Here is a 12,773-nt window from a genome sequence, read left to right on the forward strand (position 1 = left end):
GGTGTGCCCCCGGCCCTTCGTCACGTCGGCTTCTCCATCCGCAGGAGGATCAGCATGACCGCACGCACCACCCGTCGCACGGCCGTCGGCAGGTCTCGCACAGCCGTGGCCGCGGCGGCCGCGGTCGCCGCCTCGCTGCTGCTGCTCAGCGCCTGCGGCGACCAGACGGACGCCGCCATCGCCAAGCGCGAGGCGAAGAAGAACCGCGACGTCAACGCGCCGCTGTTCAAGAAGCTGCCCAAGGACGTCCAGGAGAAGGCCATGCTCCAGGTCGGCTCGGACATCACCTACAAGCCGGTGGAGTTCCGCTCCAACGGCGCGGTCGTCGGCATCGACCCGGATCTCGCGGCGGCGATGAGCAAGGCGTTGGGCATCAAGCTCAACTTCAACAACGCCACCTTCGACACCCTCATGGGCGGCCTGAAGTCCAAGCGCTACGACATCGCGATGTCGGCGATGACGGACACCAAGGAGCGCCAGGAGGGCATCGACAGCAACACCGGCAAGAAGATCGGCCAGGGAGTCGACTTCATCGACTACCTCAACGTCGGCGTCTCGCTCTACACCCAGAAGGGCAAGACCAAGGGCATCGACGGCTGGGAGACGCTGTGCGGCAAGAAGCTCGCGGTGCAGCGCGGCACGGTCTCGCACGACCTCGCCAAGGACAAGTCGAAGGCCTGTGAGAAGAACGGCGAGCAGCCGATCTCCATCGAGGCGTTCGACAACGACTCCGAGGCCCAGACCCGGCTGCGCACCGCCGGCGTGGACGCCGTCTCCAGCGACTACCCGGTCGCGGCCTACGCGGTGAAGGTCTCCGGTCACGGCAAGGATTTCCAGATGGTCGGCGGCGCGCCGCTCAAGGCGGCCCCGTACGGCATCGCGGTCCCCAAGGGCCAGGAGCAGCTGCGTGACGCGCTCCGGGACGCGGTGGAACTCGCGATCAAGAACGGCTCGTACGCCAAGGTCCTGGACAAGTGGGACGTCAAGGACGCCGCGGTCAAGAAGGTGCAGCTCAACGGCGGCTCCTGACCCGCCGCGAACCCGCCCCTCCGCTCCGCGCACCTCCCGCCGAATGCTGAAAGGCAACACCCGTGTCAGTTGACGTCGACAAGTCGGCCCAGCCGCCGGCGGACGCTCCGCCGCCCCAGCCCGAGCCGATCAAAGCCATCCCGGTCCGCCATTACGGCCGGTGGGTGGCGGCGATCATCGTCCTCGGACTGATCGCCCTGCTCGGCCGGGCCTTCGCCGCCGGGAACGTCAACTGGGACGCCATCCCCCAGTACATGTTCAACGCGGACATCCTCAAGGGCCTGCGCAACACCCTGCTGATCACCGTGCTCTCGATGATCATCGGCATCGTGGGCGGCGTGATCCTGGCCGTGATGCGCCAGTCCAAGAACCCGGTCACCTCGACGGTCGCGTGGTTCTACGTCTGGTTCTTCCGCGGGACGCCGGTCTACGTCCAGCTGTTCCTCTGGTTCAACCTGGGCCTGGTCTTCCAGTACATCGACATCATGCCGATCTACAAGGACGAGTGGTCGGACTTCATGACCCCGTTCCTGTGCGCGCTGCTGGGCCTCGGGCTCAACGAGGCGGCGTACATGGCGGAGATCTGCCGGGCCGGCCTCAACGCCGTCGACGAGGGCCAGACCGAGGCGGCGCACGCGCTGGGCATGAGCCACGCCAAGACGCTGCGCCGGATCATCGTGCCGCAGGCGATGCGGGTGATCGTGCCGCCGACCGGCAACGAGGTCATCAACATGCTGAAGACCTCCTCGCTGGTCATCGCCGTCCAGTACTACGACCTCCTCCAGGCCGCCCAGAACGTCGGCCGGGACTCGGGCGTCGTCGTGGAGATGCTGATCCTCGCCGCCGCCTGGTACCTGATCGCCACCACGGTGCTGAGCATCGGCCAGTACTACCTGGAGCGCTACTACGCCCGCGGCTCCAGCCGGCAGCTCCCGCTCACTCCGCTCCAGCGCGCCAAGGCGAGGCTGTCCGGCGGCTTCAACCGCTCCGCCGGAGGTGCGGCATGACCAGCAAGACGACGACGAGCAAGGCCGCGGGCACCAGCGGCGCCCCGATGGTGCTGGCCGAGGGCGTCCACAAGTCCTTCGGCGCGGCCCACATCCTCAAGGGCATCGACCTGGAGGTCGCGCCCCGGGAGGTCTTCTGCCTGATCGGCCCGTCCGGCTCCGGCAAGTCGACGTTCCTGCGCTGCATCAACCACCTGGAGAAGGTGAACGCGGGACGGCTGTCCGTCGACGGCGAACTGGTCGGCTACCGCGAGCACCACGGCAAGCTCTACGAGCTGCGCGACAGGGAGGTCGCCGCCCGCCGCCGCGACATCGGCATGGTCTTCCAGCGCTTCAACCTCTTCCCGCACATGACCGCGGTGGAGAACATCATGGAGGCGCCGATCCAGGTCAAGGGCGAGTCGAAGTCCGCGGCGCGGGCGCGGGCGGTCAAGCTCCTGGACCGCGTCGGACTGTCCGACAAGGCCGGGAACTACCCCTCGCAGCTCTCCGGCGGCCAGCAGCAGCGCGTCGCCATCGCCCGTGCGCTGGCGATGGAGCCCAAGCTGATGCTCTTCGACGAGCCGACCTCGGCGCTGGACCCGGAGCTGGTCGGTGACGTCCTGGACGTCATGAAGGACCTGGCGGCGGACGGTATGACGATGGTCGTCGTGACCCATGAGATGGGCTTCGCCCGTGAGGTCGGCGACTCGCTGGTCTTCATGGACGACGGCGTGGTCGTCGAATCGGGCCACCCGCGCGAGGTGCTCGGCAACCCGCAGCACGAGCGGACGAAGTCGTTCCTGTCGAAGGTGCTGTAGGGCGCTGCGCCGGGGCGCCGGACGCGGTGGCCCCGGCGCCTGCCGGGGTGCCGCGGGCCGCGCCCGCGGCCGTGGCCGTGGCCGGATCCGTGGACCGCGGCGGGACCCGCTCCCCCGGGAGGAGGCCCCGCCGCGGTCCTCCGCCGTCCCCGGACGGTGCGGCGGGCCCCTACTACTTCAGGCCCAGCACCAGCCCGTCCGTGGGCGAGGCCCAGACCGGCCGCGCCTCGCCGAATCCCGATTCGCGCAGGACCGCCGCGTGCCAGGCCGCCGAGGGGGTGTCGCCGTCCGCGTGCTCGCCGTAGATCTCGAAGCGCTCGGCGGTCGGCCCGGCCAGCCGCGGGTCGGCGGCCGCCAGCTGCCACCACTCGGCCCAGTCGACGGCGCCGGCCGCCTTCGCCTCGTCCATCCGCCGGTGCCGGAAGGCCCGCTCGGCGGCGTTGATCCGCGGGGTGGCCGGCTCGGGCATGTGGTCGGCGTTCATGAAGACCCCGCCGTCCCGCACCAGGGTGCCGAGCTGCCCGTACAGCCCGCGGAGCTCCTCGGTGTGCAGCCAGTGGAGCGCGGTGGCGGTGAGCACGGCGTCGTACGAGTCGTGCGGCAGCTTGTCGGTCCACCGCGGATCCTTGAGATCGGCTCGTACGAAGCGGACCCGGCGCTCGCCGGCGAAGTACCCTTCCGCGATGGCCAGCAGCGCGGGATCCAGATCGACGCCCACACTCTCGGCCTCGGGGAACCGCTTGAGCAGCCGGTCGGAGATACTGCCCGTGCCGCAGGCGAGGTCCAGCACCCGGGGCGCGGGGCCCACCAGCGCCTCGACCATGTCCAGCATCACCCGGAACCGCTCCTCGCGGTCGGGCAGGTACCACTCCTGCTGGCGGTCCCAACTGTCCTGCCAGGCCTGCCAACCGGCGCCGACGACGGTCTCGGTCATCGCTTCCCCTCCATGACGTAATACCCTCGTACGAAGAACACCCATTACTTCGTTCAGCACTCCGCACCTTAGCCCCCGCCCGTAAGGACTACAAGTGGAACTGGCCTATTACTCGGACTATGCCGTGCGACTGGTCAACACCGAGCAGCCCGAGCGCGGCAGCGACAGCCTCACCACGGTCGAGGCGGTACGCGAACTCTTCGGCCCCGCCCAGCAGGTCGCCCGGCGCGCGACCGACAGCGACGTCACCCGGCTGCGCGCGGTCCGCACCCGGCTGCGCGCCGTCTTCGAGGCCGCCGACGGCGGCGACGAGGTGCTGGCCGTGGACCTCCTCAACGCCCTGATGATGGAGTTCCCGGTCAGCCCGCAGATCTCCGGCCACGAGTACCGGGACGAGGACGGCCGCCCCGACTGGCACATGCACATCGCCGACCACGCCGCCAACGCCACCGCGAGCTTCGCCGCGACCGCCGGTATGGGCCTGGCCTTCCACCTCACCGAGCTGGGCGTGGACCGGCTGGGCATCTGCGAGGCCCGCCCCTGCCGCAACGCCTACCTGGACACCTCGACCAACCGCTCCCGGCGCTACTGCTCCGACCGCTGCGCCACCCGCGCCAACGTCGCCGCCTACCGCGCCCGCAAGCGCCTGGAGAGCGAGCGCTCGGCCCGCACCGGCCGGACCGCCGACACCGCCCAGGACAGCACGCCGGCCACCGAGCGCTGAATCCCCCGCGGCGGCCGCACCCGCACCCAGGCGCGGGCGATGACCAGTTCGTCGGGAACCACCCCGAATTCCCGGCTGTCGTTCTCGACGAACGGATTGTCCCCCTGGACCCACCAGCCGCCGTCGCGCCGCCGCACGGCCCGCTTGACGATCAGCAGATCCTGCCGGAACGGGTGCCGCAGCACGACGACGTCACCGGGCCGCACCGCCGCCCCGTACTGCACCACCAGCTGGTCGCCGGGCCGCAGCGTCGGCACCATCGACGGGTTGTAGACCTCGGCCAGCCCGAACGCGCGCAGGAGCCCGCTCCGCCCCGGCCCGGGCTCCGCGTCCCCGCCCCGCTCCGGCCCGCGCTCGTGCACCCGCTCCGGCATCCCGTACCTCCCGGCCCAGCCCCGGTCCGACCCTCCCCCAGACTCCGTCCGGGGGCACCCCCATCTCGCTTCGCTCACCGGCCCATCCTCCCTCAGCCCCACCGCGGCACCGGACTTTTGCCCTAAGACCCCCGGGCCGACCAAGAAAAGCCTTCCCGCACCGAGTAATCTCGCACCTGAGAAGACGATCACGAGGAAGGACTGAACATGCTTTCGCGCCTGTTCGCCCCCAAGGTGAAGGTCAGCGCCCACTGCGACCTGCCCTGCGGCGTGTACGACCCGGCCCAGGCCCGCATCGAGGCCGAGTCGGTCAAGGCCGTCCAGGAGAAGTACCAGGCCAACGAGGACGCGGACTTCCGCACTCGCGCCGTCCTGATCAAGGAGCAGCGCGCCGAGCTGGCCAAGCACCACGTCTCGGTGCTGTGGAGCGACTACTTCAAGCCCCCGCACTTCGAGAAGTACCCCCAGCTCCACCAGCTGGTGAACGACACCCTCAAGGCGCTCAGCGCCGCCAAGGGTTCCAACGACCCGAAGACGGGCGAGAAGGCGCTGGAGCTCATCGCCGAGATCGACCGGATCTTCTGGGAGACCAAGAAGGCTTGAGCCTTACCCGGGCGGACCGACCCGCACTTTCACGGGTCGCCTCGCCCACGGTCCGCACCCGGTCCGCACGCCGCCCCACAGGGCGTCCGTGACGGAGCGGGTGCGGTCTTCTGTGTGCGGCCGGAAGCGGCCCGGCGTCGTACGGCGCAGCTCCGCGGTGCGGCCCTGGCCGTGTGGGGGCGCCCCGCCACCATCGGGCCCGGAGCCGCGGCGCCGCCTCGACGGCCCTCACGGAGCGGCGGTCCGGCCGCCCCGCCGGCGGCCGTGGCCCAGGCCGCCGGCGGCCATGCCCCGGACGGGGAGCTCACCGGCCGCCGCGCCGGCCGGGCCGATGCCCCGGGCCGCCGCCGCCTTCCCGTAGCGGTTCGCCAGCGGTAGGGAGGTCAGGCCGTGGGCGAGGACGCTGAGCAGCACGGTGAGCGCGACCACCGGGACCAGCGGGCGGGTGTCGGCGGGCGTGAGCTCCTCGACCGCCAGCAGCCCGAAGATGATCGAGGCCAGCCCGCGGGGCCCGAACCAGCCCACGAACAGCACCGTCTTGGCGTCCAGACCGCTCCCGAGCAGGCACAGCGCCACCGGCACCATGCGGATCACGGTGAGGCTCAGCACCGCGTAGACCCCGGCCTGCCAGGTGAGGTGGTCGAACGCCTCCGGGAGCAGCAGGGCGCCGAAGACCAGCCACACCAGCACGGAGACCAGCGAGGCGGACTGCTCGACGTACAGCAGCACCCGCTGCGGCGCCCCGTGCGCCGATCCGAAGGCGAGGCCGGCGACGAAGGCCGCGACGAAGCCGTTGCCGCCGAGCGCGAGCGCGGAGGTGTAGCCGAGGAGCGCCAGGGCCAGGACACCCGCGCCGGCGAAGTCCTCGGTCGCCCAGCCGCCGCGGAGCGCGGTGCGCAGCAGCCAGCCGGCGGCCAGCCCGACGACCGCCCCGTACGCCGCACCGAGGGCGAGCTGTCCCAGGGCGTGGCCGGCGGCGTCCGGCGGGCCGGTGTGCTCGGCCGCGCTCACCCCGGCCAGGGCGAGCACCACCAGCGGGGTGGCGATGCCGTCGTTGAGGCCGCTCTCCACGTTGATGAGCCGGCGGATCCTCGCGGGCACCACGGGGTTGACCATCATCGTGGCGCCGAGCGCGGCGTCCGTCGGCGCGAGCGCGGCCCCGACGTAGAGCGCGGCCCACCCCGAGACACCGGGGAGCAGGACGGCCGCCAGCAGCGCCCCCAGGCCCACGCACAGCGGCAGCCCGATCCCCAGCAGCCGCACATAGAGGCCGAGCTCCGGGCGCAGGGCCCGGAAGGAGAGCCGGGCGGCATCGGTGAAGAGCACCCAGACCAGGGTGATCTCCGCGAGCACCTTGACCGTCTCGTGCGGCAGCGCGAGGTCGAGCACACCGGTGCCCTCGCCCAGCAGGAGCCCCAGCAGCACGAAGGCGGCCGGCGCGGTCAGCTCGAAGCGCTCCATCCGCCGCGCGCACAGGCACCACAGGAACAGCAGAAGCAGGACCAGGGAGTAACTGCTGTCCACACGGGTCTCCAGGGCTCGGCCGCACCGGCTCTCGGGCACCCCCAACTCTCGGCCATCACCTCACGCCCGGCCGCTCCCGACGAGCCGGGACGGCGGCTTTCACACGGTTGGTGGAGAGGACCGGCCGGTGAACGGGTGCCCCGGGCGACGGCGCCTCCCGGCGGCTCCTGCCGTCTCTCGGCGCGCCTGAGCGAGCGCTCGACTCAACCCCCCACCGGCAGCGGCCCGTTGTGCTGGACGAGCCAGGTCCGGTAGGCCTCGCTCGCCCAGGCGGTCTCCATGTACGAGGCGGTCAGGTCGGCGAAGAGGTCGTCGGCGGAGGCCGCGGGGGTGCCTTCCTGGCGGCAGGCCATGAGGAGGCGGACGGCCAGCGGGTCGCCGTACAGGGGGCGGATCGCCATGCCGTGCCGGGGGCGGGCGGTCGGCTGGCAGGGGGTGACCACCTCGCCGGCCGTGACGAGGTCCACGGTGGTGAGGTAGTCGCCGTGCACGACACGGGGGTTGATGCCGGCGGCGGCCCAGATGCGGCGCAGCCCGGCCCATTCGCCGTCCACGGTCGGGTCGACCATCCACTGGTCGTCGGCGAGGTCGGCCACCCGGATGACGGTCCGGGCGGCCGCGGGGTGGGTGTCGGCCACGGCGATGAACTGCGGCTCCCTGGCGATGAGTTCGTGCTCGACGAGGCCCTCGGGGACCCGTAGGGGCGCACCCTCGACCTCGTGGACGAAGGCGGCGTCGAGCTGTCCGGTCGCGACCATGTGGAGCAGCGCGTTGGCGGACACATCGGTTCTTATCGTGGTGTCGGTGTCCGGCAGTCGCACCCGCAGCCGGCGCAGCCACCCGGCGACGGCGGGGCTGTTGGTGCTGCCGATGTGCAGCCGCGCGGCCCGGTCGCGGTGCGGAGCAGCGGCAACCTCGTCAATAAGTGCCCGCATTTCGGCCACTATCGGCCGGGCCCGGCACAGGACCGTATGCCCCAGGGGCGTGGGCCGGCTGCCGGTCGGTTCGCGGAAGAAGAGCTGGCCGCCCAGGGCTTTCTCGATGCGGTGGAGCTGCGTCGTCAGGGAAGGCTGGGTCATGCCGAGCTGCCGGGCCGCCTTGCGTACGCTGCCGGAGTCCGCGATGGCGCACAATGCGCGAAGATGCCTTACCTCGAGCTCCACGTCCGGAGCATAACGACGTCGGCACACGTCACACCAGACTCTCAAACCCGTCGGAACAGGCTCTTTTTTCCGGGGTATTGGCCGGTGCTATCGCCACTTGGCATCTCTGTCTTCCGGGTGAACTCCGTCCAGACTCAACGGCACCAAGAAATCCGCAGGGCCCCGGTCGCCGCCCCACACGGCGACCGTACGGCCCTCGGACATAAAGGAGCCCCCACATGAGATCTCCCAAGACGGCGCTGTCGGCGGCGCTCGGTCTGGGCCTCGTCGCCGCGCTCGCAGCCGCGGCGCCGGTTTCGGCAGCTTCCCCCTCCCCCACCAACTCCTCCCACAGCACCCCCGCCTCCATCGCGGCCTACAACGGCTCGGCGGCCGAGAAGGCCGACACCAAGGCGTTCTTCGAGGCCGTGCTGAAGTCGGCCAAGGCCAAGATGAAGGCCCACCCGGACGCCGCGTCGGTGACCATCACCTACGACGCCAGCGCGGCCCCGACGTTCGCGGACCAGATAGCCCAGAGCGCGTCGATCTGGAACGGCGCCGTGTCGAACGTGAAGCTGCAGGCGGGCAGCGGCGGCGACTTCCAGTACCGCGAGGGCAACGACGCCCGCGGCTCGTACGCCAGCACCGACGGTCACGGGAAGGGCTACGTCTTCCTGGACTACCAGCAGAACCAGGAGTACAACTCCACCCGCGTGGCCGCGCACGAGACCGGCCATGTGCTGGGCCTGCCGGACCACTACGAGGGCCCGTGCAGCGAGCTGATGTCCGGCGGCGGCCCCGGCACGTCCTGCCAGAACGCCCAGCCGGACGCGAACGAGAGCGCCAAGGTGGACCAGCTCTGGGCCAACGGCCTGGCGGGCGTCCACTTCGGCAAGGCGTCCTGACGGACCCGGCGTCCTCGTGACGTAGCGAAGTTCGGCGGTGGCCGGCGGATCGGACCGTGCTGACGGTGGTCGGATCCGGACGGCCGGGGCTGTCGAGAGCCGGGACCTGGCGGCCGGCACTCGTACCCCACCAGCCCTCGCACCTCCTGCGCCGCCCGTGCGGTGGGGCTCCTCCCGGAGCCCCACCGCTTTCGTGTGTCCGGCCCGGGGTCAGCCCCAGAGCGCCTGCCCGGCGGCCACCCCGGCGAACGCCGCCGCCAGTCCGGCCGCCACGGTCACCACGACGTTGGCCGCCGCGCCCTCCCGGGCCCGGTCGGCGGCCAGCCGCAGCGTCTCGTAGGAGAAGGTCGAATACGTCGTCAGGGCGCCGCACAGCCCCGTGCCGATCAGCAACTGGAGGTGCGAGGAGGCGGCCCCGGCAGCGGCGGCGCCGGTCAGCAGGCCGAGGACCAGCGAGCCGGCGACGTTGACGGTGAAGGTGCCCCAGGGGAAGACCGTGTCGTGCCGGGACTGCACATAGCGGTCGGTGAGGAAGCGCAGCGGCGCCCCGACCATGGCGCCGGCCACCACCAGCAGCCAGTTCATCCGCCTCCGCCCGCCCCGCGGCCGTCCCCGTCCGTCCGCCGGAAGGAGACCGTCTCGCACGGGTCGAGGGTCACCAGCCCGCCGTCCGCGAGGAGTTCCGCCAGCCGCGGCAGGAAGGCCCGCACCCGCTCCTCGGTGTCGACGACGACGACCGCCACCGGCAGCTCCTCGCTCAGCGACAGCAGGCGCTGGGTGTGGATGAGGGACGAGGCGCCGAAGCCCTCGATGCCGCGGAAGACGCTGGCCCCGGCCAGGCCCGCGTGGCAGGCGCGGTGCACGATCTCGGCGTAGAGCGGTTTGTGGTGCCAGACGTCCTCTTCGCCGACGAGGACCGTGAGCCGTAGCGCCGGGGAGCCGCCCGGGTGTGCCGTGCCGTCCGTCATGCCGTCCGCCGCCTCAGTTCGAGAAGTGCTCGGGTGCCGGTCACCGCGCCCCATACGGCCGCGAGCGCGACGAGCACAGTGCCCGCGAGATACGCCAGGGCCGCGGCCGCCCGGCCGCCGGCGACCAGCCGCTGGATGTCGACGGCGTAGGTGGAGAAGGTGGTGAAACCGCCGAGGACGCCGGTGCCGAGGAAGGGGCGCACCAGCCGGTGGGCCGCCCGGACCTCGGTGATCACCACCATCAGGACGCCCATCAGCGCACAGCCGACGGCGTTGACGGCGAGGGTCGTCCAGGGGAACGCGCCGCTCGCCGTGGGCCACAGGAGCGCGGCGCCGTAACGGGCCGTGGCGCCGATCGCGCCGCCCGCGGCCACCACGCCGATCACCGGTCCCTGCCCCTGCCAGGGCGCCGCTCCGCGGCCTCGCTCGTCCATCACGCTCCCGAGATCATCGCCGACCTCAGGCTAACCCTGCGCGGGGAACGCCGCCGCGCAGGGGAGCGGCGGGCACCGGGACGGACCCCGGTGCCCGCCCCGCGGGTCACACCGGGACGGCCTCGCGTGCGGGGTGGTGCCGGCCGAGGTTCCTGGCCAGCAGGTCGGTGGCCTCCTTGACCCCGATCTCGCCGCCGCCGTCCCCGGTGGCGGGCAGCCGCCCGTCCGCGTACTTCAGCTCGGCCAGCGCGGTCTCCATCGCCCGGTGCGCGGCGAACAGGCAGGGGGTGCTGTAGATGGCCGCGTCGACGCCCAGCGCGGTCAGTTCGGTCAGGGAGAGCCGCGGGGACTTCCCGCCCGCGATCTGGTTGAACAGCAGCGGCTTGTCCCCGAGGACCGTGCGGATCCGGCGGATCCGCTCGACGCTGCGCACCCCGTCGACGAGCACCACGTCCGCTTCGGTGGCGGCCAGCGCCGTGGCCCGCCGCAGGATGTCGTCCTCCTCCGTGGCGTCGGTACGGGCCACGACGAGCAGGTCGCTGCGGGCGGCCAGCACCGTCTCCAGCTTCTCCAGGTACTCCTCCAGCGGCAGCAGCAGCTTGCCGTCCGCGTGGCCGCAGCGGCGCGGCCGCTTCTGGTCCTCCAGGATCACCCCGGTCGCGCCGGCGCGTTCCAGGCGCCGCACCACATGGCAGGCGACCTCGGGGTCGCCGTAGCCGTCGTCGATGTCCACCAGCAGATGGTGGTGCGGGAACGCGCCGCGCAGCCGCTCCGCGAAGGCGACCATGTCGGGCCAGGCGATGAACCCGATGTCGGGTAGCCCGTAGTGGGACGCGGCGAAGCCGAAGCCGGAGACGAAGAAGCCGTTGTAGTGCGGGGCGGCGAGGGAGGCCGAGTACATGTCGTGCACGCCGATCAGCGGCGTCGTCCCCTCGGCGGCGATCTCGTCGCGCAGTGCTTGTCCGTACCGCAAAGTGCTCTCCTCACAGAACCGGCGGGGACCGCGGCCGGTGCGGGGGGCGCGCGGAAGCGCCCGGCGCCGTGCCGTCCGTCCGCCGGGGAACTGGTCAGGGCATGTCTATCCGGCGCGTCGGCACAATGCCTTTAACACGCCATGACCTTCCGCAACTTTCTCTTTACGTCACCCGCGCCGGCACCCGGGGCCCCGGGAGTCCGCGTCCCGGACCCGTCCGCCCTGCTGCCCCGGTCGGCCCCGCCGGACCGGCGTCAGAGCCAGCCGTTGCGCTTGAAGCCGCGGTGGATCACCCAGCAGAGGCCCACTATCACGGCCATGACCAGCGGATAGCCGAACACCCAGTGCTTTTCCGGCATATGGTCGAAATTCATGCCGTACACCCCGCAGATCATGGTCGGCACCGCCAGGATCGCGACCCAGGCACTGATCCGGCGCATGTCCTCGTTCTGGGCGACGGTGACCTGGGCGAGGTGGGCCTGGAGTATGGAGTTGAGCAGTTCGTCGAAGGCGGTGATCTGCTCGGTGACCCGGTCGAGGTGGTCGGCGACGTCCCGGAAGTACGTCTTGATGCGGGGCTCGACCTGGGCCATCGGCTGGGTCGCCAGTTCCTGCATCGGCCGGTCCAAGGGGGCCACCGCGCGCTTGAGTTCCAGCAGCTCGCGCTTGAGCTGGTAGATCCGCCCCGCGCCGCCGCTGCCGCGCACCGAGAAGACCTCGCTCTCGACGTCGTCGATGTCGATGGAGACGGCGGCGGTGACGTCGAGGTAGTCGTCCACGACCAGGTCGGCGACGGCGTGCAGCACGGCGGACGGGCCGAGCGCCAACTGTTCGGGCACCGACTCCAGTTGCTCGCGGAGCGGACCCAGCGAGCCGTGCCCGCCGTGCCGGACCGTGATCACGAAGTCGGTGCCGGTGAAGACCATGATCTCGCCGGTCTCGACGACCTCGCTGGTATCGGTGAGCCGGTCGTGCTCGACATAGCGGACCGTCTTGAACACGGTGAACAGCGAGCCGTCATAGCGCTCCAGCTTGGGCCGCTGGTGGGCGTGGACCGCGTCCTCGACGGCGAGCGGGTGCAGCCCGAACAGCTCGACGATCCCGGCGAACTCCTTCTCGGACGGCTCGTGCAGCCCGATCCACACGAATCCGCTGCCGGATTCACGGACCCGGCGGATCGCCGCGTCGGCGGGGTGGTCGCCGTCCTGTCGCACGCCGTCCACGTACACGGCGCAGTTCACCACGGCGGTGCCGAGCGGCGAGCGCGCCGGGTGACTGAGGTCGACACCCCGGGTGCGCGGCTGCGGCAGCCGGACGGCCTTGCGGAGGTTGCTGATCATCGACACCGGGCCAGTA

15 protein-coding genes are annotated in these 12,773 nt (G+C 71.6%); 6 read left to right on the forward strand and 9 right to left on the reverse strand.

The window, feature by feature from the left end; genetic code table 11:
* Positions 1-54 precede the first annotated feature (54 nt).
* From AB0411_RS26500 to AB0411_RS26510, 3 genes are all read left to right on the forward strand, one after another.
* The gene (locus AB0411_RS26500) at positions 55-1,029 is read left to right on the forward strand and encodes an ABC transporter substrate-binding protein (RefSeq protein ID WP_366419780.1); all 975 of its coding nucleotides are present in this window, start codon (positions 55-57) and stop codon (positions 1,027-1,029) included.
* Between the two features lie 62 nt (positions 1,030-1,091).
* Entirely contained in the window at positions 1,092-2,036 is a 945-nt protein-coding gene (locus tag AB0411_RS26505) for an amino acid ABC transporter permease (RefSeq protein ID WP_366419781.1), read from the forward strand.
* 47 nt (positions 2,037-2,083) lie between these two features.
* The gene (locus AB0411_RS26510) at positions 2,084-2,836 is read left to right on the forward strand and encodes an amino acid ABC transporter ATP-binding protein (protein WP_366419851.1); all 753 of its coding nucleotides are present in this window, start codon (positions 2,084-2,086) and stop codon (positions 2,834-2,836) included.
* A gap of 172 nt (positions 2,837-3,008) precedes the next feature.
* On the opposite strand, the gene AB0411_RS26515 is transcribed toward AB0411_RS26510, so the two are convergent.
* A complete protein-coding gene (locus tag AB0411_RS26515; protein ID WP_366419782.1) occupies positions 3,009-3,770 on the reverse strand; it encodes a class I SAM-dependent methyltransferase in 762 nt (253 codons plus the stop codon).
* Between the two features lie 94 nt (positions 3,771-3,864).
* Between AB0411_RS26515 and AB0411_RS26520 the strand changes: the two genes are divergently transcribed.
* A complete protein-coding gene (locus AB0411_RS26520; RefSeq protein ID WP_366419783.1) occupies positions 3,865-4,494 on the forward strand; it encodes a CGNR zinc finger domain-containing protein in 630 nt (209 codons plus the stop codon).
* Here the strand turns inward: AB0411_RS26520 and sodX are convergent.
* Positions 4,398-4,868, reverse strand: a complete 471-nt coding sequence (sodX, locus tag AB0411_RS26525) for a nickel-type superoxide dismutase maturation protease (protein ID WP_366419784.1) — start codon at positions 4,866-4,868, stop codon at positions 4,398-4,400. The genes AB0411_RS26520 and sodX overlap by 97 nt on opposite strands.
* 207 nt (positions 4,869-5,075) lie before the next feature.
* On the opposite strand from sodX, the gene sodN reads away from it, so the two are divergent.
* Positions 5,076-5,471 (forward strand): superoxide dismutase, Ni, encoded by a 396-nt coding sequence (sodN, locus tag AB0411_RS26530; protein WP_129244482.1) that lies wholly within the window; start codon positions 5,076-5,078, stop codon positions 5,469-5,471.
* 228 nt (positions 5,472-5,699) lie between these two features.
* Here sodN and AB0411_RS26535 read toward each other — a convergent pair whose 3' ends face one another.
* Together AB0411_RS26535 and AB0411_RS26540 are read right to left on the reverse strand one after the other, a co-directional pair.
* Positions 5,700-6,995, reverse strand: coding sequence for a cation:proton antiporter (locus AB0411_RS26535; protein ID WP_366419785.1), 1,296 nt, complete (start codon positions 6,993-6,995; stop codon positions 5,700-5,702).
* Between the two features lie 203 nt (positions 6,996-7,198).
* Entirely contained in the window at positions 7,199-8,158 is a 960-nt protein-coding gene (locus tag AB0411_RS26540; protein ID WP_366419786.1) for a LysR family transcriptional regulator, read from the reverse strand.
* Between the two features lie 218 nt (positions 8,159-8,376).
* Here AB0411_RS26540 and snpA point away from each other — a divergent pair, with 218 nt between their 5' ends.
* On the forward strand, positions 8,377-9,042 hold the full coding sequence (gene snpA, locus AB0411_RS26545; RefSeq protein WP_366419787.1) for a snapalysin: 666 nt from the start codon (positions 8,377-8,379) through the stop codon (positions 9,040-9,042).
* Positions 9,043-9,252: 210 nt separating this feature from the next.
* Here the strand turns inward: snpA and crcB are convergent, their stop codons facing one another.
* The 5 genes from crcB to AB0411_RS26570 form a co-directional block, all read right to left on the reverse strand.
* Entirely contained in the window at positions 9,253-9,627 is a 375-nt protein-coding gene (gene crcB, locus AB0411_RS26550; protein WP_366419788.1) for a fluoride efflux transporter CrcB, read from the reverse strand.
* Positions 9,624-10,010: a DUF190 domain-containing protein gene (locus AB0411_RS26555; protein WP_366419789.1), complete on the reverse strand. Its 387-nt coding sequence runs from the start codon at positions 10,008-10,010 to the stop codon at positions 9,624-9,626. The genes crcB and AB0411_RS26555 overlap by 4 nt, the downstream gene beginning before the upstream one ends.
* Positions 10,007-10,444: a FluC/FEX family fluoride channel gene (locus AB0411_RS26560; RefSeq protein WP_366419790.1), complete on the reverse strand. Its 438-nt coding sequence runs from the start codon at positions 10,442-10,444 to the stop codon at positions 10,007-10,009. Before AB0411_RS26560 ends, AB0411_RS26555 begins: the two co-directional genes overlap by 4 nt.
* Before the next feature lie 106 nt (positions 10,445-10,550).
* The gene (locus AB0411_RS26565; protein WP_366419791.1) at positions 10,551-11,417 is read right to left on the reverse strand and encodes an isocitrate lyase/PEP mutase family protein; all 867 of its coding nucleotides are present in this window, start codon (positions 11,415-11,417) and stop codon (positions 10,551-10,553) included.
* 254 nt (positions 11,418-11,671) lie between these two features.
* The gene (locus AB0411_RS26570) at positions 11,672-12,757 is read right to left on the reverse strand and encodes a magnesium and cobalt transport protein CorA (protein WP_366419852.1); all 1,086 of its coding nucleotides are present in this window, start codon (positions 12,755-12,757) and stop codon (positions 11,672-11,674) included.
* Positions 12,758-12,773: the final 16 nt, after the last annotated feature.

This window comes from Streptomyces angustmyceticus, from assembly GCF_040701845.1.
Classification (GTDB): domain Bacteria; phylum Actinomycetota; class Actinomycetes; order Streptomycetales; family Streptomycetaceae; genus Streptomyces; species Streptomyces angustmyceticus_A.

Bases quoted from the DNA above. Each gene is read 5' to 3' on its own strand.
- AB0411_RS26510 (WP_366419851.1), top strand. From the start codon at position 2,084: ATGGTGCTGGCCGAGGGCGTCCACAAGTCCTTCGGCGCGGCCCACATC.
- AB0411_RS26555 (WP_366419789.1), bottom strand. From the start codon at position 10,010: ATGACGGACGGCACGGCACACCCGGGCGGCTCCCCGGCGCTACGGCTC.
- crcB (WP_366419788.1), bottom strand. From the start codon at position 9,627: ATGAACTGGCTGCTGGTGGTGGCCGGCGCCATGGTCGGGGCGCCGCTG.
- snpA (WP_366419787.1), top strand. From the start codon at position 8,377: ATGAGATCTCCCAAGACGGCGCTGTCGGCGGCGCTCGGTCTGGGCCTC.
- sodN (WP_129244482.1), top strand. From the start codon at position 5,076: ATGCTTTCGCGCCTGTTCGCCCCCAAGGTGAAGGTCAGCGCCCACTGC.
- AB0411_RS26570 (WP_366419852.1), bottom strand. From the start codon at position 12,757: ATGATCAGCAACCTCCGCAAGGCCGTCCGGCTGCCGCAGCCGCGCACC.
- AB0411_RS26515 (WP_366419782.1), bottom strand. From the start codon at position 3,770: ATGACCGAGACCGTCGTCGGCGCCGGTTGGCAGGCCTGGCAGGACAGT.
- AB0411_RS26560 (WP_366419790.1), bottom strand. From the start codon at position 10,444: ATGGACGAGCGAGGCCGCGGAGCGGCGCCCTGGCAGGGGCAGGGACCG.
- sodX (WP_366419784.1), bottom strand. From the start codon at position 4,868: ATGCCGGAGCGGGTGCACGAGCGCGGGCCGGAGCGGGGCGGGGACGCG.
- AB0411_RS26500 (WP_366419780.1), top strand. From the start codon at position 55: ATGACCGCACGCACCACCCGTCGCACGGCCGTCGGCAGGTCTCGCACA.